The organism is Rhabdobacter roseus (assembly GCF_014202275.1).
Lineage (GTDB): Bacteria > Bacteroidota > Bacteroidia > Cytophagales > Spirosomataceae > Rhabdobacter > Rhabdobacter roseus.
In genome coordinates this window covers 33,228-56,865 of record NZ_JACHGF010000003.1, presented here as the reverse complement: position 1 = coordinate 56,865, position 23,638 = coordinate 33,228, and the positions used below count along the sequence as shown (strand labels likewise).

Annotated in this window: 11 protein-coding genes and 1 other RNA gene; 10 read left to right on the top strand and 2 right to left on the bottom strand. The window is 56.1% G+C overall.

Annotated features, from left to right (window positions below):
- Positions 1 to 11 precede the first annotated feature (11 nt).
- The 9 genes from HNQ92_RS10250 to HNQ92_RS10210 all read left to right on the top strand — a co-directional run bounded on the left by HNQ92_RS10250 (position 12) and on the right by HNQ92_RS10210 (position 20,892).
- Positions 12 to 884 (top strand): DUF2279 domain-containing protein, encoded by an 873-nt coding sequence (locus HNQ92_RS10250; RefSeq protein ID WP_246439968.1) that lies wholly within the window; start codon positions 12 to 14, stop codon positions 882 to 884.
- A 34-nt stretch (positions 885 to 918) separates the two neighbouring features.
- On the top strand, positions 919 to 1,902 hold the full coding sequence (locus tag HNQ92_RS10245; protein ID WP_184173868.1) for a Smr/MutS family protein: 984 nt from the start codon (positions 919 to 921) through the stop codon (positions 1,900 to 1,902).
- A complete protein-coding gene (locus HNQ92_RS10240) occupies positions 1,832 to 3,319 on the top strand; it encodes a DUF4403 family protein (RefSeq protein ID WP_246439966.1) in 1,488 nt (495 codons plus the stop codon). The genes HNQ92_RS10245 and HNQ92_RS10240 overlap by 71 nt, the downstream gene beginning before the upstream one ends.
- 116 nt (positions 3,320 to 3,435) lie before the next feature.
- Positions 3,436 to 3,854, top strand: an RNA gene (gene rnpB, locus HNQ92_RS10235) — RNase P RNA component class A.
- A gap of 163 nt (positions 3,855 to 4,017) precedes the next feature.
- The gene (locus HNQ92_RS10230) at positions 4,018 to 5,430 is read left to right on the top strand and encodes an OmpA family protein (protein ID WP_246439964.1); all 1,413 of its coding nucleotides are present in this window, start codon (positions 4,018 to 4,020) and stop codon (positions 5,428 to 5,430) included.
- Between the two features lie 163 nt (positions 5,431 to 5,593).
- Positions 5,594 to 6,151, top strand: a complete 558-nt coding sequence (locus tag HNQ92_RS10225; RefSeq protein WP_184173864.1) for a 30S ribosomal protein S16 — start codon at positions 5,594 to 5,596, stop codon at positions 6,149 to 6,151.
- Positions 6,152 to 6,274: 123 nt separating this feature from the next.
- Positions 6,275 to 6,820, top strand: coding sequence for a ribosome maturation factor RimM (gene rimM / locus HNQ92_RS10220; protein WP_425504281.1), 546 nt, complete (start codon positions 6,275 to 6,277; stop codon positions 6,818 to 6,820).
- A complete protein-coding gene (gene trmD / locus HNQ92_RS10215; RefSeq protein ID WP_184173860.1) occupies positions 6,810 to 7,484 on the top strand; it encodes a tRNA (guanosine(37)-N1)-methyltransferase TrmD in 675 nt (224 codons plus the stop codon). The genes rimM and trmD overlap by 11 nt, the downstream gene beginning before the upstream one ends.
- Before the next feature lie 319 nt (positions 7,485 to 7,803).
- Positions 7,804 to 20,892, top strand: a complete 13,089-nt coding sequence (locus HNQ92_RS10210) for a collagen-binding domain-containing protein (RefSeq protein ID WP_184173858.1) — start codon at positions 7,804 to 7,806, stop codon at positions 20,890 to 20,892.
- Positions 20,893 to 21,033: 141 nt separating this feature from the next.
- Here HNQ92_RS10210 and HNQ92_RS10205 read toward each other — a convergent pair whose 3' ends face one another.
- Both HNQ92_RS10205 and HNQ92_RS10200 read right to left on the bottom strand, forming a co-directional pair.
- Positions 21,034 to 21,477: a GNAT family N-acetyltransferase gene (locus HNQ92_RS10205; protein WP_184173856.1), complete on the bottom strand. Its 444-nt coding sequence runs from the start codon at positions 21,475 to 21,477 to the stop codon at positions 21,034 to 21,036.
- A 119-nt stretch (positions 21,478 to 21,596) separates the two neighbouring features.
- Positions 21,597 to 22,628, bottom strand: a complete 1,032-nt coding sequence (locus HNQ92_RS10200) for an RluA family pseudouridine synthase (protein ID WP_184173855.1) — start codon at positions 22,626 to 22,628, stop codon at positions 21,597 to 21,599.
- Positions 22,629 to 22,705: 77 nt separating this feature from the next.
- Between HNQ92_RS10200 and HNQ92_RS10195 the strand changes: the two genes are divergently transcribed.
- Positions 22,706 to 23,611, top strand: coding sequence for a 1-aminocyclopropane-1-carboxylate deaminase/D-cysteine desulfhydrase (locus tag HNQ92_RS10195; protein ID WP_343062982.1), 906 nt, complete (start codon positions 22,706 to 22,708; stop codon positions 23,609 to 23,611).
- Positions 23,612 to 23,638: the final 27 nt, after the last annotated feature.

Genomic DNA, 23,638 nt, shown 5'->3' with positions numbered 1-23,638 from the left:
GGCTAATTCTGATGGGTGGAATACTCCTGGCCCAGGTTGGCAAGGCGACCTCCTGGCCCGCTGACTCTACGGAGCCCACCCGGCCTAACTACCGCCAGCTGCACGGGCTGTTTGCGGTACAAACGGTATTGTATACAGGTACCCTATACGGGCTGAGTAAGTCGTGGTACAAGAACCCGGCAACGCGTTTTTCGGTAGCAGATGATGCCCACGAGTGGAAACAATTGGACAAGTTGGGGCATCTTTACACCGCTTATCAGATTTCCCTACTCACTGCGGAGTTATATAAATTAACGGGTATCAGCAAAAAGCAGGCTATTTTTTACGGAGCGCTGTCGGGTTTTTTCTTCATGACCCCCATTGAAATTCTCGATGGCTTTGCCCCGGATTACGGATTTTCGCCCAGCGACATGGTAGCCAATGTACTAGGTCCGACGCTATTTATGGGGCAGTACGCACTTTGGGACGAGATTCGCATCCATCCCAAATTTTCTTTTCACCACACGCCACTGGCCGCCGAACGCCCTGAGTTGCTGGGAAGTAGCTGGTCGGAGCGCTGGCTGAAAGATTACAACGGACAGACCTACTGGTTTTCGGCGAGTCCCCGCTCGTTTGCGCCCGGGTCCAAGTGGCCCGGCTGGCTGTGCTTCTCGCTGGGCTACGGCATTCACGACATGGTGGCCGCCGAGGTAGGCAAAAGTACCGAGTTGGGGTTTGTACCCTACCGCCAGTACTACCTTTCGCTAGACGTGGATTTCACTAAGATCAAATCCCGGCGTAAATTTGTGCGCACGCTGGGGTTGTTACTGAATACCTTGAAAGTACCCGCCCCGGCGCTGGAAGTAAGTAAGCACGGCCTGAGATTCAGACCTTTGTATTTTTAGTAGCGAATCTTTCGCGCTTAACTTTTATTAAATTATGAACATTGGGGATAAAGTAAGGCTGGTACACGGACGCGAAGAGGGAATTATTTCCCGATTCCTGCCGGGGAATCAGGTTGAGATAGAGATTGAAGACGGCTTTCGGATCCCGGCCATGCGGCACGAAGTAGTGCTGGTGTCGCCGATGGAAGGGCAGCGAATGAAGAAGGCCGAAGAAAAGGATAAGATAGTGCCTCGCTCGGGGGCGGCACCCCGGCCCGCGGGTTCTTTTGCCGAAAAAGGAATCTACCTGGTATTTGTGCCCATCAACGACCGCGAGCTCACGGTACACCTGGTTAATAATACCGACTGGCTGCTTCCTTTTGTGGCTGCTAGCGATCACGAAGGTACCCATCAGGGCCTGGTGGGGGGTACTTTGAACGCCCGAAGCTCCCAGAAAATCAGCGACTTGCTCATCAAGGATTTTGAGCAATGGCCTACCTTCGACTTCCAGGTACTTCACTTCCGGCCAGGTACTTTCACCGCCAGGGCCCCTTTCCTAAAACGGATCAAGTGCCGGGCGCAGTCGTTCTACAAAAAGAAAAGCCAGGCACCGGTACTGCTCAAGGAAGCCTATGTGTATCAGCTGGATGAGGACGGCGAAGTGGCCGCCCCGGCGGGAAACATTTCGCCCCAGGAGCTCCGCGAGCGGATGCTTTCTCCCGAGCCGCTCAAAGTACCCCCGAGCCGCCCGGTAACTGCCCCTACTACGGTGGACCTCCACATTGAAAAATTACTCCCCGAGTACGCCAAGCTCCCCAAAGAAGAGATACTCACCATTCAACTGAAAACGTTTGAACAGCAGCTCGAGCAGGCCATCGCGGGCGGGGCGGACGAAATGACCTTTATTCACGGAGTAGGCAATGGCGTGCTCCGCTCAGAACTGCACCGCCGCCTGGGGCAACACCAACATGTACAGTACTATCAAGACGCTCAAAAAGAGAAATTTGGCTACGGAGCAACCCTCGTTAAAATTAAGTAAGCGCCGATGGTGCCTGCTGGCGCTGTGCGGACTCTTGCTGCTGGGTCAATGTACCCCCAAAAAGACTTCCCAGCCTTCGGCTCCGGCCGAAAAATACCTCTATTCGGATATGCAGATTCAGAACGAAAAGTACTTGTCGACCTTCAATGTACCCGTTGAGATGCCCATTGCGGAGTTGGAGAAGCAGATTAACGCTCAGCTGAAAGGGCTTATCTACGAGGATAATAGCTACGAAGACGACGGCCAGGACAACCTGAAAGCCAAAATTTGGAAGCTCAGTGACATCAAAGTTCAGGCGTTGGATTCTACGTTCTTGTTTGAGGTACCTTTGAAAATATGGGTCAGTGCCGGGTATAAAATCAGCCCGATGGGATTTACCATGTCGGGCTATAAAGATACCGAATTTGCCGTTCGGCTGCGGTTTATTTCCAAAGTAAGCGTTTCGCCGGACTGGCGCATGCTCACCACGACCCATGTAGACAGCTACGATTGGATCAGCGAGCCTTCCATCAAGGTCTCGGGCTTCAATATTCCCATCAAAGGGATGGTCAGCCGATTGCTGAACCGAAACTCGGATAAAATCACCCAGGCCATTGATGAGCAAGTCGGTAAGGCCATTGAGCTGCGTAAATACGTGCAGCAAGCCTGGGACCTGGCGCACAACCCGGTGCTGATGTCAGAGGAGTACAATACCTGGCTGGTGGTACTTCCCAACCAGATACTCATGACGCCACTGCTGGCGCGCAGCGGGGTACTTCGTACGTCCATTGGCATCAAAGGCTACACCCAAACGATTACGTCGAGCGTGAAGCCGCTCCTCAAGACCGACCCGCTACCTCCCTTGCGGGTAGTAGAAAAAATCCCCGCCGAATTCAAGGTAGGGCTGATCAGCCTGATCAGCTACGCGGAAGCCGCTCGTTTGGCGGAAGCCAATTTTGTGGGCAAACAGTTTGCCTTTATGGATGGCCGTTATGCAGTGGAAGTGACGAGCATCGCGTTGTTTGGCCAAAATGAAAAGTTAGTCATTAAGGCCGGGCTCAAAGGCAGCCTTAATGGGTTTATCTACCTGAAAGGTACCCCCACTTACGATCCCGACACGAAGATGCTCTCCTTGCATGACCTTGACTACGACCTGGATACCCGAAATGTAATCTTTAAAACGGCCAATTGGCTCTTGCAGGGGAAGTTTGCCCGAATGATGGAAAAGCAAATGGTATTTCCGCTGGGAGAACAGATGGAAGAAGCCAAAAAGGGCATTCAGCAAACGCTCAGCCGACGCAAACTGGCGGATGGCGTTGAGCTCAGGGGAACGCTGAATGAGGTACTTCCCGACAAAGTATACCTCACGCCCGAACACATTTATGCCGTGGTATTTGCCACCGGGAAAGTCAATATACGGATCGAAGGGTTGCTCTGAGCGCACCAAAAAAAAGTACCCTAAATGGGTAAAAAGCCTGTGTTTTTTTATTTTTTATGCTAAATTACCTACCAATCAAAGCAAAGTATTTGTTAGCTTTGTAGCCAAACCGAAATAGAGTAAGTCGTTCTATCGCTCCGGCAGAGGCCGGAGAGGAAAGTCCGGACAGCGCAGAGCACCGTACTTCCTAACGGGAAGGCAGCGGATTGGTGACGATAAGCTGACAGCCAGTGCCACAGAAAAAATACCGCCTGGCATGATATTTTGTGCCGGGTAAGGGTGAAAAGGTGGTGTAAGAGACCACCGTTCCGGCGGTGACGCCGGAAGCGAGGTAAACCTTACGGGCTGAAAGACCAAGTAAGTACTGAGTTTGGGGCGGCTCGTTCCAGTTTTTACTTCTAATCGTTGTAAAACCTCAGTACGGGTAGGTCGTTAGAGGCTCCGGGTGACCGGAGTCCTAGACAAATGATAGAAATTCCGGCCCTTTGCAAAAAGGACTGGAATACAGAATCCGGCTTACAGGCTTATTTTTATTTCGGTATTTTTAATTTTAAGTTGTTAGTAAAGTTTGAACTATTGAACCACATAACTGGTGTTTCCTCATGAAGAAAAAGAACCTTTACGTTGCCTTGATTTGCCTTTCTCTTATTGCAACGGACGCTCTGGCCCAGAATCGTTCCTACGAAGGTCCCAATAAGATGAATACTTGGTCCATTACCGGCTACGGAGGACTAACCCGCTTTTTTGGAGATTTGAGTCAATATGACTTCAAACGAGGCGAGAGAGAAAATGTCACGGGAGGGTTTGGTCTTTCTATCAACAAACAGCTAACGCCACTCTTTGGGATACAGCTTACCGGCTGGAACGGTAACCTCACCGGCTCCAAGCGCGGCGTCGAAGGGATGAATCCTGAGACGCGTGTGGTGACCAGCTATGACGTATACTTCAACAGTCCTTCGTTCATCCAGGCTACCCTCGACGGTACGGTCAACCTAAACCGCCTTTTATTTGGTTTCAATAAGCTACGCCGCTGGAAGTTTGATGCGCACGCCGGTTTTGGGGTGATGTACTTTCACAGCAAGCTCTACGACCTGAATACGGGCGCGTTTCTGTTTGAGACCAATACCGAAGGAAGCTCCAAAACTGCCGGTACCTGGGAGCGCAACGGATCGGTCTATACCCGCGAATGGGTTGTTCCGGTGGGTTTAGCCATTCACTACGAATTATCCCCTCGCTTTGATATAGGCGTAGATTTTGCGATCAACCACGTTAATACCGAAAAAATAGACCTTACCGTTGGGGGCGTAACCGACTACGCTTCACAGTCGGGAATCTGGGGCTTCCACAAAGGCGATTCCAAGCAGGATAAATGGGGCTACGGCGCCATTGCCCTTACGTACAAGCTGGGTAAAAATGCCGTGATGTCGAAAGACGGAAAGTACGATGCCTCTTCGGGCCGTTACCACCTGCGTTGGGCCGATCCTAACGCCCTGATCCCGCCGCCATACAACCCTACCATGGATGACGCCGATTCCATTGCAAAGGCCAACATGCCCAAGCCCGTTGATCCGCGCCTGTACACGGATTCTGACGGAGACGGGGTTGCCGATCTGTTTGACAAGGAGCCCAACACGCCCGCTGGCAGCGTGGTATCCGGTGGTGGGGTAGCCATGGATCTGGAAAAGTACATCTCCGATGCCATCCGGAACAACTTGCCCAAAGACGAATGTGAGGCCCTGTTCTCCAATATTGAATTTGATACCGACAAATCAGTGATTCGCCCTACTTCTCAAACGACCCTTAACCAGGTAGTTGAGTTGTTGAATATGCGTCCCAACTGCCGCATTGTATTGGTAGGTAATGCGGATGCCCGCGCCTCCGACCGCTACAACATGGCCCTTTCGAAACGCCGGGTCGAAGCGGCCAAGCGGTACCTGATTCGGGCGGGCTTGGCGGATCCCAGCCGTATCATTGTGGAGCACTTTGGTGAGTTTCGCCCCATTGCTCCCAACACCACCGTGGAAGGGCTCCAGGCTAACCGTCGGGTAGAAATCAAAATCCTGCCGATGAATTCGCTTCGTTCCAACTACCCGGCTGGTTTCAGACCTTAATGCAAAGTACCCCGGTACCAGTCTAAATAGATATATAAAAAACGGGAGGGCAGTCATGCTCTCCCGTTTTTTTATGAAGTATGCTTCACAGAATAAAGAAAATAACGTACATTTGCACCCTGTTTAACCCGAAGGACGAGTTCCTTCATTTAAAACAAACATAATGGCAGTAAAAATTAGATTAGCGCGTCGTGGACGCAAAAAACTAGCGATGTATGACATCGTAGTAGCCGATGCCAGAGCACCACGAGATGGTCGTTTCATCGAGAAAATCGGTACTTTTGATCCCAATAGCAATCCTTCAACCGTAGTTTTGCAGTCTGAGAAAGCCGTAGATTGGTTATTGAAAGGCGCACAGCCCACGGATACCGCTCGCTCCATATTGCACCACGAAGGCGTATTGCTTCGTAAGCATTTGCAGGTAGGCGTTATTAAAGGGGCTATCACGCAGGATGTGGCAGATGCCCGTTTTGAGGAGTGGAAGCAAGCGAAGGAAGGTAAAGTAACATCGAGCACGGATGCTTTGACGCAGAAGAAAGAGGCCGAGAAACAAGCCAAGCTGGATGCTGAGCGTAAATCGAACCAGGCCCGTGCCGAGGCAATTATCAAGAAGAACACCCCTCCGGCTGACGAAGCACCTGAAGCACCCGCTGAAGAGGCTGAAGATACGGCTTCTGCCGAAGGAGAAGCAACGGAGGAAGAAACCCCTGCGGCTGAGTAATACTTCTTCAAGGGTACTTAATAAAATAGGGGTCTGCCGGTTAGCCGTACAGACCCCTATTTTTTACAAATCAATTCTCCAAATCAATCAATCGATCTAATATTGACACACGATAGCTGCTATTTGTTGGGATATATCGTACGTACCCACGGCACCAAAGGCGAGTTGACCATACATCTGGATGTAGACTATCCCGAGGAGTACGAAGAAATGGACTCCGTTTTTGTGGAGATCAAAGGGGAGCTGGTGCCGTACTTCGTGGAGCGCATCAACCTCCAGAAACAAAGCAAAGCCATTGTGCAGTTTGAGGATATCAACACCATCGAGAAGGCACAGGCGCTCGTAGGTACTGCCTTGTATATGCCGTTGGATACCCTGGAGGCACTGGAAGAAGGCCAATTTTATTACCACGAAATCCAGGGGTACCGGGTAGTGGACCAGCAACTGGGCGAGCTCGGTACGGTAAAGGATGTATACGCCCAAAACGCCCAGGACCTGATTGCCATGGAATACCAGGGCGTAGAGGTACTTATTCCCACGGTGAATGAAATTGTACTTCGGGCCGATCGGCTCAACCGGCAGCTGCTGGTGAACCTTCCCGAAGGCTTGCTGGAGGTGTACCTGGACCCCAACGCGGAAGCAGAACCAGAGGAAGACGATGCGGATTGACATCATTAGCTGCGTACCCAAGCTGCTGGATAGCTTCTTTGGCCACTCGATCCTGAAGAGAGCGCAGGACAAACAGCACGTAGAAGTATATGTACACGATCTGCGCGACTACGCCACCACCAAACACCGCACCGTAGACGACTACGCTTTTGGCGGCGGGGCTGGCATGGTACTTCAGATCGAACCCATTGCCCGCTGCCTGCGTACTTTACAGGCCGAGCGCTCCTACGACGAAGTAATCTACCTCACTCCCGACGGGGCGCTTCTTCAGCAACGAACCGTCAATACCCTCTCCTTAGCCCAAAATCTCATTTTGCTCTGCGGCCATTACAAAGGCGTAGACCAGCGCGTGCGTGATTTATTCATTACCAAAGAAATCAGCATTGGCGACTACGTACTTTCGGGAGGCGAATTGGCCGCGGCCGTTCTGGCCGACGCCATCATTCGGCTGGTACCCGGCGTACTAAACGACGAAACCTCAGCCCTAACGGATTCTTTTCAGGATGATCTGCTGGCTCCTCCCGTCTATACACGTCCCTTTGTGTTTGAAGGACACGAAGTACCTGCCGTGTTGCTGTCCGGCCACGAGGCCAACATCGAAGAATGGAGGCATGAACAATCGCTAAAGCGCACCGCCGAAAGGCGCCCGGATCTGCTGAAGTAGGGGTAGTTATTGACCAAAAAATAAATCGTTATTGGTAATGTGACTTTTATTGCTTTACTTCGAACATATTTTTTGAAGAAGGCATGAAATTTCTTTAGGCGCGAAGGCGTCTAAAAAATGGCATGTTCTTTGCAGCATTTACATAGTGCCTCCCATCGAGAAGCTTTTTGAAGCCCTTCGGGAGGTTTTTGCAAGAGAGAAGTACCTATTGATTTTTAGCTTAACTATTCCAAAAGTTTATTTTTTAAACGAATAATTCAATTGGAATAGTAGGAGCAACAAGCGTGCCAAAATAGAGTAACACACACACTATACTAACATGAGAATAAACTTTACCTCTCTGAGGTTAGCTATGGCGTTGGCTGTAGCTAGCGTCACTCCTGCTTTTTCCCAAAATCCTACGGCCGCCGCTACTGGCTATGGGGTAGTAGTCCAAAACAATTTAACGCTCAAATCCGGAGAGATCGACGGTGGCTCAGCCGCCGGAGGGAATCTGATTTTGGAGGGAACTACCAACGTTACGGGTAATACCTATAACAATGCGGGTAGTAGGCCCACCACCAACTCGGGCAATAACTTCTTGGCGCTGACCATCCAGGGCAAGGTTACCTACACGAGCGGAGGTGGTGTGAACGTGAACGGCAACGGCTGGGTGAAGCTGTGCGATCAAACGGGCTCCTATTTCTTTTCCGTAAATGGATCCAATACCCGTATTACGGGCCAAAGCGGAAATAGCAATGCCGACCCCAAGGTCAATATCAACACCGGGCAGGCTACTAATACCCTTCAGCAGTGTAGCGTTTTTAATTTTACCACCGCGTTTACGGCCTTCAATGCCACTTCCACCACGCTGGGAGGCTGCGCCAATAACGTTACGCCTGCTTTTGATCAGGGAAGCAGCACGCCCAAGTTGACGCTCCAGTCCAACACGACCAACGTATGGAACCTGGCCATGAGCGGCCAGAACCTGGGTGGGTACACCAATGTTACATTCAATAATGCCCCCACCAGTACCCGACCGCTGGTAATCACGGTTTCTACGGCCGGTGCCATTACCTGGAACACCTGGTCTATGGCCGGCATAGGAGACGCCGAAGGCGCTTTCATTATATATAACTTCCCCAACGCGACCTCCCTCACCATGACGGGCGGTAATACCATCAAAGGTACCGTATTGGCACCCAAGGCCGATATTATTAAGAATACCAGTGGCAATATAGACGGGCAGGTAATTGGGAAGTCGTTGGTCATGAATGGAGGTGAAATTCACTACCGTCCTTTCAACGCCAGCACGACCTGCTCTACACCGACGGTTTGCCCATGTACCTCCCCAAATTTAGTTACCAATGGCTCATTTGGCAGCGGTACTACCGGCTGGGTGTTACCGGGCTCGGGTTCCAACAGCACCTTCACGGGCCAATACGCTTACAACAACGGTCCTTCTTTGGTAATCAATAATAGCGACGCCTCAGGTACCTACGAAGTATACCAGGATATAACCGGCGTTACGGTTGGAAAAGAATACAAGATCAACATGCGTGCTTCTACGCACACACCGTATACATCCAGTAATGGCAAAGATCATTATGTAGCCTACGAGTTTTATAATTCCAGTAATGTTAGAATTGGGAACCGGGTGCAGCAGCGCGTTACGCAGAGCGTTTTCTCTTCCAATCCTACCTATGGGTTATACTCCTTTGAGGCCACGGCACCGGCTGGAGCGGTAAAACTCAGGATTGTGGGCTCGGCGAAAAATGATGCCCTGAAACTGGATGAGGTAGTCGTTACCACTTGCGTTACGCCTCCGACGGTTACGGTCACGAACAATGGCCCACTTTCCTGTACCAAATCCAGCGTTACCATTACGGCTACGCCTACCCCGTCTTCGGGCGTTACGTACAGCTGGACGGTACCCAGTGGTGTGACCAATCCGGGTAACGTAGCTTCCTTCTCCACTACTAAAGTAGGTACTTATACCGTAGTCGTAACGGTTCCCGGCACCGGGGCCAGCTGTACGGCTACCGCCACCACCGAGGTAACAGAAAACAAAACGCCGCCAACGGTTACGGTGACCAACAACGGTCCGCTGACGTGTACCAAGACGAGCGTGACGATCTCAGCCACGCCCGCCACGGGAGCCAGCTACGTCTGGACCGTACCGCCGGGTGTAACCAACCCCGGCAACGTGGCTTCTTTCAGCGCCAGCGTGGTAGGTACCTACTCGGTGGTGGTGACCAGCACCGCCAACGGTTGCTCGGCCAACGGAAGTACCTCCGTAATAGAAAACAAAACGCCGCCAACGGTTACGGTGACCAACAACGGCCCGTTGAGCTGCGCCAAGACGAGTGTGACGATCTCAGCCACGCCTGCCACGGGAGCCAGCTACGTCTGGACGGTGCCGCAGGGTGTGACCAATCCCGGCAACGTGGCCAGCTTCAGCGCCAGCGTGGTAGGTACCTACTCGGTAGTCGTGACCAGCACCGCCAACGGCTGCTCGGCCAACGGAAGTACCTCCGTCACCGGCAGCACAACACCACCGACGGTGGCGGTGACCAACAACGGTCCGCTGACGTGTACCAAGACGAGCGTGACCATCTCGGCCACACCCGCCACGGGAGCCAGCTACGTCTGGACGGTACCGCAGGGGGTGACCAATCCCGGTAACGTAGCTTCTTTCAGCGCCAGCGTAGCCGGTACTTATTCGGTGGTGGTGACCAGTACCGCCAACGGCTGCTCGGCCAACGGCAGCACCTCCGTCACCGGCAGCACCGCTGCCCCGACGGTTTCCTTAAATACCATTACCCTCACCTGTGCTTCGCCGAGCCAAACCTTGACGGCTACGCCAGGCAACCTGAATGGCGGCACAGCCAGCTACGTCTGGACAGTACCGCAAGGTGTGACCAACCCCGGCAACGTAGCCAGCTTCGCCGTAACGGTAGCGGGTGCATATAGTGTTGAAGTGACCAACTCGGCCAATGGCTGTAAGGCGTCGGCATCCAAGGAAGTAACAGAAAACAAAACGCCACCGACGGTTACGGTGACCAACAACGGTCCGTTGAGCTGCGCCAAGACGAGCGTAACGATTTCGGCCACGCCTGCCACGGGAGCCAGCTACGTCTGGACGGTACCGCAGGGGGTAACTAATCCCGGCAACGTAGCCAGCTTCAGCGCCAGCGTGGCCGGTACCTACTCGGTGGTGGTGACCAGTACCGCCAACGGTTGCTCGGCCACCGGAAGTACCTCCGTCACCGGCAGCACAACACCCCCAACGGTCACGGTAACCAACAACGGTCCGCTGACGTGCGCCAAGACGAGCGTGACGATTTCAGCCACGCCCGCCACGGGAGCCAGCTACGTCTGGACGGTGCCGCAGGGCGTGACCAATCCGGGCAACGTAGCTTCTTTCAGCGCTAGCGTGGCGGGTACCTACTCGGTGGTAGTGACCAGCACGGCCAACGGTTGCACCGCCAACGGCAGTACCACCGTCACCGGCAGCACCGCCACGCCCACGGTATCCTTGAACACCATCACATTGACCTGCGCCAGCCCCAGCCAAACGCTGACGGCTACGGCAGGTAACCTGAGTGGCGGCACGGCCAGCTACGTCTGGACGGTACCGCAGGGTGTGACCAACCCCGGCAACGTAGCCAGCTTTACGGTAACGGTAGCGGGAAATTATTCAGTCGAAGTGACCAACTCGGCCAACGGTTGTAAGGCGTCGGCTTCCAAAGAAGTAACAGAAAACAAAACGCCACCGACGGTCACGGTGACCAACAATGGCCCGCTGACGTGTACCAAGACGAGCGTGACGATCTCAGCCACACCTGCCACGGGAGCCAGCTACGTCTGGACGGTGCCGCAGGGCGTGACCAATCCGGGCAACGTAGCTTCTTTCAGCGCCAGCGTGGCGGGTACCTACTCGGTAGTGGTGACCAGCACGGCCAACGGCTGCACCGCCAACGGCAGTACCACCGTCACCGGCAGCACCGCTGCCCCAACGGTATCCTTAAATACAATTAGCCTCACTTGCGCCAGCCCCAGCCAGACCTTGACGGCCACGGCAGGTAACCTGAGTGGCGGCACGGCCAGCTACGTCTGGACGGTGCCACAGGGTGTGACCAACCCGGGCAACGTAGCCAGCTTTGCGGTAACGGTAGCAGGTACTTATAGTGTGGAGGTGACCAACTCGGCCAACGGCTGTAAGGCTTCGGCTTCCAAAGAAGTAACGGCTAACAAAACGCCGCCGACGGTATCCTTGAACACCATCACATTGACCTGCGCCAGCCCCAGCCAGACCTTGACGGCCACGCCAGGCAACCTGAATGGCGGCACGGCCAGCTACGTCTGGACAGTGCCACAGGGTGTGACCAACCCGGGCAACGTCGCCAGCTTTGCGGTGACGGTAGCAGGTACTTATAGTGTAGAAGTGACCAACTCAGCCAACGGTTGTAAGGCATCGGCTTCCAAAGAAGTGACGGGCAGCACCGCTGCCCCGACGGTATCCTTGAATACGATCAGCCTCACTTGCGCCAGCCCCAGCCAGACCTTGACGGCCACGGCTGGCAACCTGGGTGGTGGCACGGCCAGCTACGTCTGGACGGTGCCACAGGGTGTGACCAACCCCGGCAACGTAACCAGCTTTGCGGTAACGGTAGCAGGAAATTATTCAGTCGAAGTGACCAACTCGGCCAACGGCTGTAAGGCGTCGGCATCCAAGGAAGTAACAGAAAACAAAACACCACCGACGGTGGCGGTGACCAACAACGGTCCGCTGACGTGTACCAAGACGAGTGTGACGATTTCGGCCACACCCGCCACGGGAGCCAGCTACGTCTGGACGGTGCCGCAGGGTGTGACCAATCCCGGCAACGTGGCTTCTTTCAGCGCCAGCGTAGCCGGTACTTATTCGGTAGTGGTAACCAGCACCGCCAACGGTTGCACCGCCAACGGCAGCACCTCCGTCACCGGCAGCACAACACCACCGACGGTGGCGGTGACCAACAACGGTCCGCTGACGTGCGCCAAGACGAGCGTAACGATTTCGGCCACACCCGCCACGGGAGCCAGCTACGTCTGGACGGTACCACAGGGGGTGACCAACCCCGGCAACGTGGCCAGCTTCAGCGCCAGCGTAGCCGGTACCTACTCGGTAGTCGTGACCAGCACCGCCAACGGCTGCTCGGCCAACGGCAGCACCTCCGTCACCGGCAGCACCGCTGCCCCGACGGTATCCTTAAATACGATCAGCCTGACCTGCGCCAGCCCGAGCCAAACCTTGACGGCTACGCCAGGCAACCTGGGTGGTGGCACGGCCAGCTACGTGTGGACGGTGCCACAGGGTGTGACCAACCCCGGCAACGTAGCCAGCTTCGCCGTAACGGTAGCAGGTACGTATAGTGTAGAAGTGACCAACTCGGCCAACGGTTGTAAGGCGTCAGCTTCCAAGGAAGTAACAGAAAACAAAACGCCTCCAACGGTGGCGGTGACCAACAACGGTCCGCTGACGTGCGCCAAGACGAGCGTGACCATCTCGGCCACACCCGCCACGGGAGCCAGCTACGTCTGGACGGTACCGCCGGGCGTGACCAATCCCGGCAACGTGGCTTCTTTCAGCGCCAGCGTAGCCGGTACTTATTCGGTAGTGGTAACCAGCACCGCCAACGGTTGCTCGGCCAACGGCAGCACCTCCGTGACGGGCAGCACCAGTACGCCAACAGTTTCACTAAATACGATCACGCTGACCTGCGCCAGCCCGAGCCAAACGCTGACGGCCACGGTAGGTGGTTTGGACGGCGGCACGGCCAGCTACGTGTGGACGGTACCACAGGGTGTGACCAACCCCGGCAACGTAGCCAGCTTTGCCGTGACGGTAGCAGGTACTTATAGTGTGGAGGTGACCAACTCGGCCAACGGTTGTAAGGCCTCGGCTTCTAAACTGGTAGAGGAAAACAAAACACCACCGACGGTTTCCTTAAATACCATTACCCTGACCTGCGCCAGCCCCAGCCAGACCTTGACGGCTACGCCAGGCAACCTGAATGGCGGCACAGCCAGCTACGTCTGGACGGTACCGGGTGGTGTGACCAACCCCGGCAACGTAGCCAGCTTTGCGGTAACGGTAGCGGGTACCTATAGTGTAGAAGTGACTAACTCGGCCAACGGTTGTAAGGCGACGGCTTCCAAAGAAGTAACAGAAAACAAAACACCAACGACGGTATCCTTAAATACGATCACGCTGACCTGCGCCAGCCCGAGCCAAACGCTGACGGCCACGGTAGGTGGTTTGGACGGCGGCACGGCCAGCTACGTCTGGACGGTGCCACAGGGTGTGACCAACCCCGGCAACGTAGCCAGCTTCGCCGTAACGGTAGCAGGAAATTATTCAGTCGAAGTGACCAACTCGGCCAACGGTTGTAAAGCTTCGGCTTCCAAAGAAGTGACGGGCAGCACCGCTGCCCCGACGGTATCTTTAAATACCATTACCCTGACCTGCGCCAGCCCCAGCCAGACCTTGACGGCCTCGGCGGGCAACCTGGGCGGCGGCACGGCCAGCTACGTCTGGACAGTACCGGGTGGTGTGACCAACCCCGGCAATGTGGCGAGCTTTGCGGTAACGGTAGCAGGTACCTATAGTGTAGAAGTGACCAACTCGGCCAACGGTTGTAAAGCGTCGGCTTCCAAAGAAGTGACGGGCAGCACCACGACCCCGACGGTATCTTTAAATACCATTACCCTCACCTGCGCCAGCCCTAGCCAAACGCTGACGGCCTCGGTCAATAACCTGGGCGGTGGCACGGCCAGCTACGTCTGGACGGTACCGGGTGGTGTGACCAACCCCGGCAACGTAGCCAGCTTTGCGGTAACGGTAGCAGGAAATTATAGTGTGGAGGTGACCAACTCGGCCAACGGTTGTAAGGCTTCGGCATCCAAGGAAGTAACAGAAAACAAAACGCCTCCGACGGTGGCGGTGACCAACAACGGTCCGCTGACGTGCGCCAAGACGAGCGTGACGATCTCGGCCACGCCTGCCACGGGAGCCAGCTACGTCTGGACGGTACCCGATGGCGTAACCAACCCCGGCAACGTGGCTTCTTTCAGCGCCAGCGTGGTAGGTACCTACTCGGTGGTGGTGACCAGCACCGGCAACGGCTGCTCGGCCAACGGTAGCACCTCCGTCACCGGCAGCACGACGCCTCCAGTGGTGACAGTCACCAACGACGGCCCGCTGACTTGTACCAAAACGAGCGTGACGATTTCGGCCACGCCCGCCACGGGTGCCAGCTACGTCTGGACGGTACCGCAAGGAGTGACCAACCCCGGCAACGTGGCCAGCTTCAGCGCCAGCGTGGTAGGTACCTACTCGGTGGTCGTGACCAGCACCGGCAATGGCTGCTCGGCCAACGGAAGTACTTCCGTCACCGGTAGCACCGCCACGCCCACGGTATCCTTGAATCCGATCACTTTGACCTGCGCCAGTCCAAGCCAAACGCTGACGGCCTCGGTGGAGAACCTGGGTGGCGGTACGGCCAGCTACGTCTGGACGGTACCGGGTGGTGTGACCAACCCGGGCAACGTGGCCAGCTTTGCCGTAACGGTAGCAGGAAATTATTCAGTCGAAGTGACCAACTCGGCCAACGGCTGTAAGGCTTCGGCTTCCAAAGAAGTGACGGGCAGCACCGCCACGCCCACGGTTTCCTTGAATCCGATCACTTTGACCTGCGCCAGCCCGAGCCAAACGCTGACGGCCTCGGTCAATAACCTGGGCGGTGGCACGGCCAGCTACGTCTGGACGGTGCCACAGGGTGTGACCAACCCCGGCAACGTAGCCAGCTTTACGGTAACGGTAGCAGGAAATTATTCAGTCGAAGTGACCAACTCGGTCAACGGCTGTAAGGCGTCGGCTTCCAAAGAAGTGACGCAAGATAAGGCGGCTCCGACGGTAGCGGTGAATGGAGGCGTGCTGACTTGCATAGCCACTTCCCTTACCCTCACGCCAACGACCAACCCAGCCAACGGACTGACCTACCTGTGGAGCGGCCCCGGCGTGCCAGCCAATACCACTACGCCTACCTACGTAGCCAATGCCGTAGGTACTTACACCGTTACGGTGACGAATCCGGCCAATGGCTGTACGGCCTCCGACACGGCCATTGTTTCTGAAAACAAGACAGCGCCTCAGGTGACGGCGACCGGTGGACGGATTACCTGCTCAACCTCCAGTGTGAAATTCTCCGTAACCCTTGTGCCCGCCGGAGCTGGTTACAGCTACGCCTGGTCGGGGCCCAATGCTTACGTATCGACGGAAAAAGAACCTTCGGTAGGCGAAGCAGGGATTTACACCCTGGTAGTCACCAACCTGGCCAACGGCTGTACGGCTTCGGATACGGCAGAGGTGAAGAAGGATACGGACCTGCCCGGTGCGACGGCCATTGGCGATACGATTACGTGCGAGCAGACGACGGTAACCCTAAAAGGTTCTTCGCAGGCCTCGGGAGTAACCTACGCCTGGACGGGCCCCAATAGCTTTACCTCGAATTTGCAAAACCCCACGGTGTCTACACCGGGAGTTTACACGCTAACCGTAAGCAAGGCCGGTAGCGATTGCCAGTCGATGGCCACCGCCGAGGTGAGTATCGATACTCTTAAACCAGCCGTGAGTCTCAATACCATCAAGCTGACTTGCGCCAACCCCAGCCAAACGCTGACGGCCACGGTAGGTAGCCTGAACGGCGGCACGGCCAGCTACGTCTGGACGGTACCGCAGGGCGTAACCAACCCGGGCAACGTAGCCAGCTTCACGGTGACGGTAGCAGGTACCTATAGTGTAGAGGTGACCAACCTGACCAGCGGTTGTAAGAAGTCTGCTTCAACGATGGTCACGGAAGATAAAGAGGTACCTACGGTGACGGTAATTAATGACGGCCCGCTGACCTGCACCAAAACGAGCGTGACGATTTCGGCCACGCCCGTCACGGGTGCCAGCTACGTCTGGACGGTACCGCAAGGAGTGACCAACCCCGGCAACGTGGCCAGCTTCAGCGCCAGTGTGGTAGGTACCTATTCGGTGGTCGTGACCAGCACCGGCAATGGCTGCTCGGCCACCGGCAGTACCTCCGTGACGGAAAACGGAACGTTGCCTACGGTTACCCTAAATGCAATTGAACTTACCTGTACTACCACTAGCCAGACTTTAACGGCCACGGTAGAAAACCTGGGCGGCGGCACGGCCAGCTACGTCTGGACGGTACCAGGTGGCGTAACCAACCCCGGCAACGTGGCTAGCTTCACGGTGACGGTAGGAGGTACTTACTCGGTAGAGGTGACCAACTCCGCCACGGGCTGTAAAGCGTCGGCTACTACGAAAGTAGAGGAAGACAAAACGCCGCCAGTGGTTACGGTAACCAACAACGGTCCGCTGAGCTGCGCCAAGACGAGCGTAACGATTTCGGCCACGCCTGCCACGGGAGCCAGCTACGTCTGGACGGTACCCGATGGCGTAACCAATCCCGGCAACGTGGCCAGCTTCAGCGCCAGTGTCGTAGGTACCTACTCGGTGGTAGTGACCAGCACCGCCAACGGCTGCTCAGCCAACGGAAGTACTTCCGTCACCGGCAGCACGACGCCTCCAGTGGTGACAGTCACCAACGACGGCCCGCTGACTTGTACCAAAACGAGCGTGACGATTTCGGCCACGCCCGTCACGGGAGCCAGCTACGTCTGGACGGTACCGCAAGGAGTGACCAACCCCGGCAACGTGGCCAGCTTCAGCGCCAGCATGGCAGGTACCTATTCGGTGGTCGTGACCAGCACCGGCAATGGCTGCTCGGCCACCGGCAGTACCTCCGTGACGGAAAACGGAACGTTGCCTACGGTTACCCTAAATGCAATTGAACTTACCTGTACTACCACCAGCCAGACTTTAACGGCCACGGTAGAAAACCTGGGCGGCGGCACGGCCAGCTACGTCTGGACGGTACCAGGTGGCGTAACCAACCCCGGCAACGTGGCTAGCTTCACGGTGACAGTAGGAGGTACTTATAGTGTAGAGGTGACCAACTCAGCTACGGGCTGTAAAGCGTCGGCTTCTACAATGGTAGAGGAAGACAAAACACCACCGACGGTTTCTCTCAACGCCATCACGCTTACCTGTATCGACCCCAGCCAAACGCTGACGGCCACGGTAGGTACTTTGAACGGAGGTACTGCCAGCTACGTGTGGACGGTACCGCAGGGCGTAACTAACCCCGGCAACGTAGCCAGCTTCACGGTAACTACCCCAGGTACCTACTCCGTAGTAGTTACGAACTCCGCTAATGGTTGTGAAAAGTCAGGTACCTCCGTCGTTCTCGAAGACAAAGCGGTACCTGTGGTGGTAGCCAAGGGCGGCGCGCTGACCTGCACTACGTCGAGCATCAAGCTGACGGCGACGGTCACTCCCGACAACAACCAGTATACCTACAGCTGGTCAGGACCTAATGCCTTTGTATCAACGGAGAAAGAGCCCGTTGTGAGCGAAGCAGGTACCTACACCCTGACGGTGACGAATCCTGCCAGCGGCTGTACGGCTTCCGATACGGCCTTGGTAACTAAAGACAACGAACTCCCCGGCGCTACGGCCGTGGGTGATACCCTCACCTGCGCGCAAATCACGGTGACCCTGAAAGGCTCTTCGCAGGCCGAAGGCGTAACCTACACCTGGACGGGGCCTGGTAGCTTTACGTCGAATTTGCAAAATCCGCAGGTATCCGTACCTGGTACTTACACACTGACGGTCACCAAGCCCGGAAGTAGCTGCCAGTCGGAGGCCACCGCCGAAGTAAGCATCGACACGCTGACACCACAGGTAGTCATCAACGGAGGAGTACTTAACTGCGAGCAAACGACCGTGACGCTCACGCCAACCACTACCCCAGCGCAAGGCTTGACCTACCTCTGGAGCGGTCCCGGTGTACCAGCCAACACCACCACACCTACCTACGTAGCCACGTTAGCCGGTACTTACACGGTGACGGTCACGAACCCGGCCAACGGCTGTACGTCTTCTGACACGGCAGTAGTAACGGGCGACAAAGAAGTACCTTCGGTGGTAGCTACTGTAGAGAACGACGGGCTGCTGACCTGTGACGCTTCTTCGCTCACGATCACCGCCGTAGGTACCCCCACCGGCGTGACCTACGCCTGGACCGGTCCGGAAAGCTTCACGGCCAGTACTGCCGAAATTGAAGTGGCCCAAGCAGGTACCTACATCGTGACGGTGACGAGTGCCACCAACGGCTGTACGGCTTCGGACACGGTGGTGGTGACGCAAGATAACGGCAAGCCTACCGTCGTAGTAGATGGAGGAATGCTCAACTGCGAGCAAACGACCATCACGCTTACGCCAGCAACTACCCCAGCGCAAGGCTTGACCTACCTCTGGAGCGGTCCCGGTGTACCAGCCAACACCACCACACCTACCTACGTAGCCACGGTAGCCGGTACTTACACGGTGACGGTGACCAACCCCGCCAACGGTTGTACGGCCTCCGACACGGCTATTGTTAGTGGCGACAAAGAAGTACCTTCGGTGGTAGCTACCGTAGAGAACGACGGGCTGCTGACCTGCGATGCTTCTTCGCTCACGATCACCGCCGTAGGTACCCCCACCGGCGTAACCTACGCCTGGACCGGTCCGGAAAGCTTCACGGCCAGTACCGCCGAAATTGAAGTAACCCAAGCAGGTACCTACATCGTGACGGTGACGAGTGCCACCAACGGTTGTACGGCTTCGGACACGGTAGTAGTGACGCAGGATAACGGCAAGCCTACCGTAGTAGTAGATGGGGGAATGCTCAGCTGCGCTCAAACGACCGTGACGCTCACGCCAACAACTACCCCGGCGCAAGGTTTGACCTACCTGTGGAGCGGTCCCGGCGTACCGGCCAACACCACCACGCCTACCTACGTGGCTACCGAGCCAGGTACCTACACCGTGACGGTGACCAACCCCGCCAACGGTTGTACGGCCTCCGACACGGCGCGAGTGATCTTTGATGAAAACGCCGCCAAGCCCGAGGCCGGGGCGGATATACCCGTGGTTTGTGTGGGTATCCAGCCCGCAACGACCGCTACGCTCAACGCCCAGCCGTTTGCCGGAGCCACCTGGATTCAGGTAGGAAATTCACCTTCGGTAATCACCATTGCCGATGCCAATGATCCTAAAACGACCATCAGCGGCCTTACGGTAGGTACCTATACGCTGGTATGGCAAGCGGGCGACTGCGCCGATACCGTGCAGGTACTGGTGCCCGACTGTAGTCTGGAGTGTGTCAAGCCCGATGCGGGTGCCGACCAAACGGTTTGCGCTCCGGCTACTACCTTTAAACTACCCAACGCCGGCGAAAACCAGGAGTGGGTCGTTGGGGATGGTCCGTCCGTAGCCACGATCAACGCCACCACGGGGCAGGTTAGTGGCCTCACGGAAAGCGGTATCTATGCGTTCATCTTGCGTGACATGACCATCGGAGGTACCTGTGCCGACACGGTGTTTATCTTCCGCGGTACCAACAGCGCACCCGACAACCAAAGTACCTGCAACGACACGCTGACGCTGGTGGCCACCGCCGGAGGTACCTGGACGGCCGCCTCGGGCAACCCAGCCGCCGCCGCCATCACCGCCGCAGGGGTAGTAACGGGCATGACCGAAGTAGGCGTGTACAAATTCATCCTTTCCAACGGTACCTGTACGGATACCGTGGCGGTAGAGCGACTGGATTGTACCAAAGAATACGACCTGGCGCTGGATAAATCCATCAGCACCAAAGTAGCCGCTCAGGGCGATACCATCACCTACACCATTCGGGTGTGGAACGAAGGCGAAGCTACCACCCACGGCATCGAAGTGACCGACACCCTCAACGCCGGTGTGCAGTACCTCTCGTACCTGGCCAGCGTAGGTACCTACACGGCGGGCACGGGCATCTGGAAATTCGATAGCCTGGAAGTAGGCGATACCGTGTCGCTGCAAATCAAGGTGCGGGTTATTGCGCAGGGTGTGTGGTTCAATACCGCCGAGATTACCAAGATGACTGAGAAAGACCGCGACAGCACCCCCGACAACGGCGCTGAGGGCGAAGACGACATCGACCGCGAGTGCTTCACGGTGCCGGTGGAGCTCTGCCTGGGCCAAAAGTACCAGGCGTCAGTAGATGCCAGGTACACCGACGTAGTGTGGTTTAAGGACAACGTACAGATCGCCACGGGCAACAGTTACATCATCAGCGAAACCGGCCAGTACACCTTCACGGCGGCTGGTACACAGTGCCCGGCGCAAGGCTGCTGCCCCATCATCGTAGCGGTGACCGAGTGCTGCCCGGCCGAAGTGTGCGTACCGGTTACGATCAAGAAAACCCGCTCCGCCCGGAAATAAAAAATACCTTTTGCATAAGAATTGAAAACCCCGCCTCGTAGGAAGCGGGGTTTTCTTGTTAACGGGAAATATGTTTTAGTAGAAGCAAACGCGGGTCATAAAGATACGGCTTCATGCCCTTAGCCCTATGCCCCTTGCTACTTAAAAGTCGAGGTGGCAGTTGATCCACTCGTCGTCGAAGCGGGTACCGTACTTTCTATAAAAGCCGTGGGCGGAGGTATTCCAATCCAGTACCTGCCACATCATGCCGGTGCAGCCGGTGTCGCGGGCGGCCTGTACGGTGGCGTCGAAGAGCAGCTTTCCGATGCCGTTGCCCCGCATACTTTCCGTCACGATGATGTCTTCCATGTAGAGGCGCTTGCCTTTCCAGGTCGAGTAGCGGAAGTAGTACAGCGAAATCCCCACGATTTTCCCGTCGGCTTCGGCCACAAAAAAATCAAATAGTTTTTCTTCGTAATCCCGATTCAGTCGGTCCAGCGTATTCGTCACCTGGTCAAGTGCTTTTTCATAAATGGCCAGTTCCTTCACAAGTTCAAAGAGGGCCGGGGTGTCTTCCGGCGTTCCGGGGCGGGTTGTCAGGGTCATAGTGTAATGATAATAAAGAGTCGATCAGGGTTCAGAGTAGTGTATTTCTATAGAAAGTACCTGAATACCCGGATACTACTACTACTGCGTGAATTTGTTGGCCGTTTTTTGGGGTACTTTCACTGGTACTTTACATACTGGTCCCACTTTTCAAGTACCTGCTGGAAATCCTCCGGCAGTGGGCTCTCAAACTGCATCCACTCTTTGGTACGCGGGTGCACAAAGCCCAGCGAGCGGGCGTGCAGCGCCTGCCGGGGCATGAGCCGGAAGCAATTTTCGACGAAGGCCTTGTAGCTGCCGCTGGTGGTACCGCGCAAGATGCGGTGGCCGCCGTAGGTGGTATCATGAAAAAGCGGGTGCCCCAGGTACTGCATGTGCGCCCGGATCTGGTGCGTGCGGCCGGTTTCGAGCTTACACTTGATGAGCGATACGTAACGCAGCGGCAGCAGTACCTCGTAGTGCGTCACGGCCTGCTTGCCCTGGCTGCCGTCGGGAAAGACAGCCATCACGCGCCGGTCTTTGGCGCTGCGGCCAATGTGCCCCGTGATGGTACCCTTCTCGGCCTTAGGTACCCCCCACACCAGTGCGTAGTAGGTACGCTCAATGCTGTGGTCGAAGAACTGCCGGGCCAGGTGCGTCATGGCGTATTCGGTTTTGGCAACTACCAGCAGCCCGGAGGTATCCTTGTCGATGCGGTGCACCAGGCCGGGCCGGATCTCGCCGTTGCGCGCGGTAGGAAGTTGCTGAAAATGGTACACCAGCCCGTTCACGAGCGTGCCGCTCCAGTTGCCGTAAGCCGGGTGTACCACCATGCCCGGCGGCTTGTTGATGATGAGCAGTTCGTCGTCTTCGTAGCGAATATCCAGCGGCAGGTTTTCGGGAAGTACCTGGGTGTCGCGCGGGGGCTCGGGCAGCGAGAGCGTAAGCACGTCGAAGGGCTTTATTTTGTAGCTGGCCTTGGTGGGTTTGTCGTTGACCCGGATGGCCTCCGCGTCGATGCCGTTCTGGATTTTGGTGCGCGTGGCGTTGGGCACGTGCGTGCTCAGGTACTTGTCGAGCCGCATCGGTCCCTGCCCTTTATCCACCACCAACCGGTAGTGCTCGTACAGATCTTCCTCGTCTTCAATGGGGTCTAACTCTTCCTGGGTCATGCGCTGAATGAAATGGTAAAAAACCCATAGCTTCTATGGGTAAGTAGTGTACTTTTGGCAAAAATACCAAAAAATACGTGGACTTACCGTTTTGCCCCAAGCCCAGCCCGTTGCAGGCCGTGTCCGACGCCGTTACGGAGCGGGCGGGCGTTCAGCTGTTCGTGAAGCGCGACGACCTGCTTCACCCCACGGTTTCGGGCAACAAATGGAGGAAACTCAAGTACCTCCTGCAAAGCCTCGATCCGGCGGACTCGCCGCGGCTGCTCACGTTTGGCGGAGCCCACTCCAACCATCTCTATGCCCTGGCTGCCGCCGGTGCGGCGCTACAAGTACCTACCGTGGGTATTGTACGCGGAGAAGAGTACGCCCACCCCGCGCGCGAGACAAGTACCCTTCGTTTTTGCCGCGAACAGGGCATGGAGCTGCATTTTGTGAGCCGCGAGCACTACCGCCAACGCCACGACCCGGCCTACCTGCAGCAGCTTCAAAGTACCTTCCGGGCCACGCTGGTAGTACCCGAAGGAGGTACTACATCGCTGGCGTTGCCGGGCGTACGGGAGCTGGTGCAGGAAACGGAAGCGCAGCTGGGCTATCGGCCCATCTACTACGCGGTAGCTGCCGGCACGGGCGGCACGGCGGCGGGCATCCTATCGGCCGGAGCGCAGGTACTGGCTTTTTCCGCGTTGAAGGGAGGTCATTTTTTGGAAAAAGAAATAGAAGAGCTTCTTCCGCCGGAAACGTGCGTAGGTACCTTGCAGCTTTTTACGGAGTACCACCAGGGCGGCTACGGGCGTCATAGTCCGCAGCTCCTCGCATTCATCCAAAAGTTTGAGCAGGAGCACGGCATTCTGCTCGAGCAGGTCTATACCGGCAAGCTCTTTTTTGGCCTGTACGACCTCCTTCAAAAAGGGTACTTTCCCGCCGGAAGTACCCTGGTGGCGGTGCATACGGGCGGGCTGCAGGGGCGCTTGCCGGGCTTGTAAAGGTACTTGGGCTCAAGTACTTCGCGG

Excerpts from the sequence above, each read along its gene's own strand:
- HNQ92_RS10225 (WP_184173864.1), top strand. The coding sequence starts at position 5,594 with ATGGCAGTAAAAATTAGATTAGCGCGTCGTGGACGCAAAAAACTAGCG.
- HNQ92_RS10205 (WP_184173856.1), bottom strand. The coding sequence starts at position 21,477 with ATGACCCTGACAACCCGCCCCGGAACGCCGGAAGACACCCCGGCCCTC.
- HNQ92_RS10200 (WP_184173855.1), bottom strand. The coding sequence starts at position 22,628 with ATGACCCAGGAAGAGTTAGACCCCATTGAAGACGAGGAAGATCTGTAC.
- HNQ92_RS10210 (WP_184173858.1), top strand. The coding sequence starts at position 7,804 with ATGAGAATAAACTTTACCTCTCTGAGGTTAGCTATGGCGTTGGCTGTA.
- HNQ92_RS10230 (WP_246439964.1), top strand. The coding sequence starts at position 4,018 with ATGAATACTTGGTCCATTACCGGCTACGGAGGACTAACCCGCTTTTTT.
- trmD (WP_184173860.1), top strand. The coding sequence starts at position 6,810 with ATGCGGATTGACATCATTAGCTGCGTACCCAAGCTGCTGGATAGCTTC.
- HNQ92_RS10245 (WP_184173868.1), top strand. The coding sequence starts at position 919 with ATGAACATTGGGGATAAAGTAAGGCTGGTACACGGACGCGAAGAGGGA.
- HNQ92_RS10250 (WP_246439968.1), top strand. The coding sequence starts at position 12 with ATGGGTGGAATACTCCTGGCCCAGGTTGGCAAGGCGACCTCCTGGCCC.
- HNQ92_RS10240 (WP_246439966.1), top strand. The coding sequence starts at position 1,832 with ATGTACAGTACTATCAAGACGCTCAAAAAGAGAAATTTGGCTACGGAG.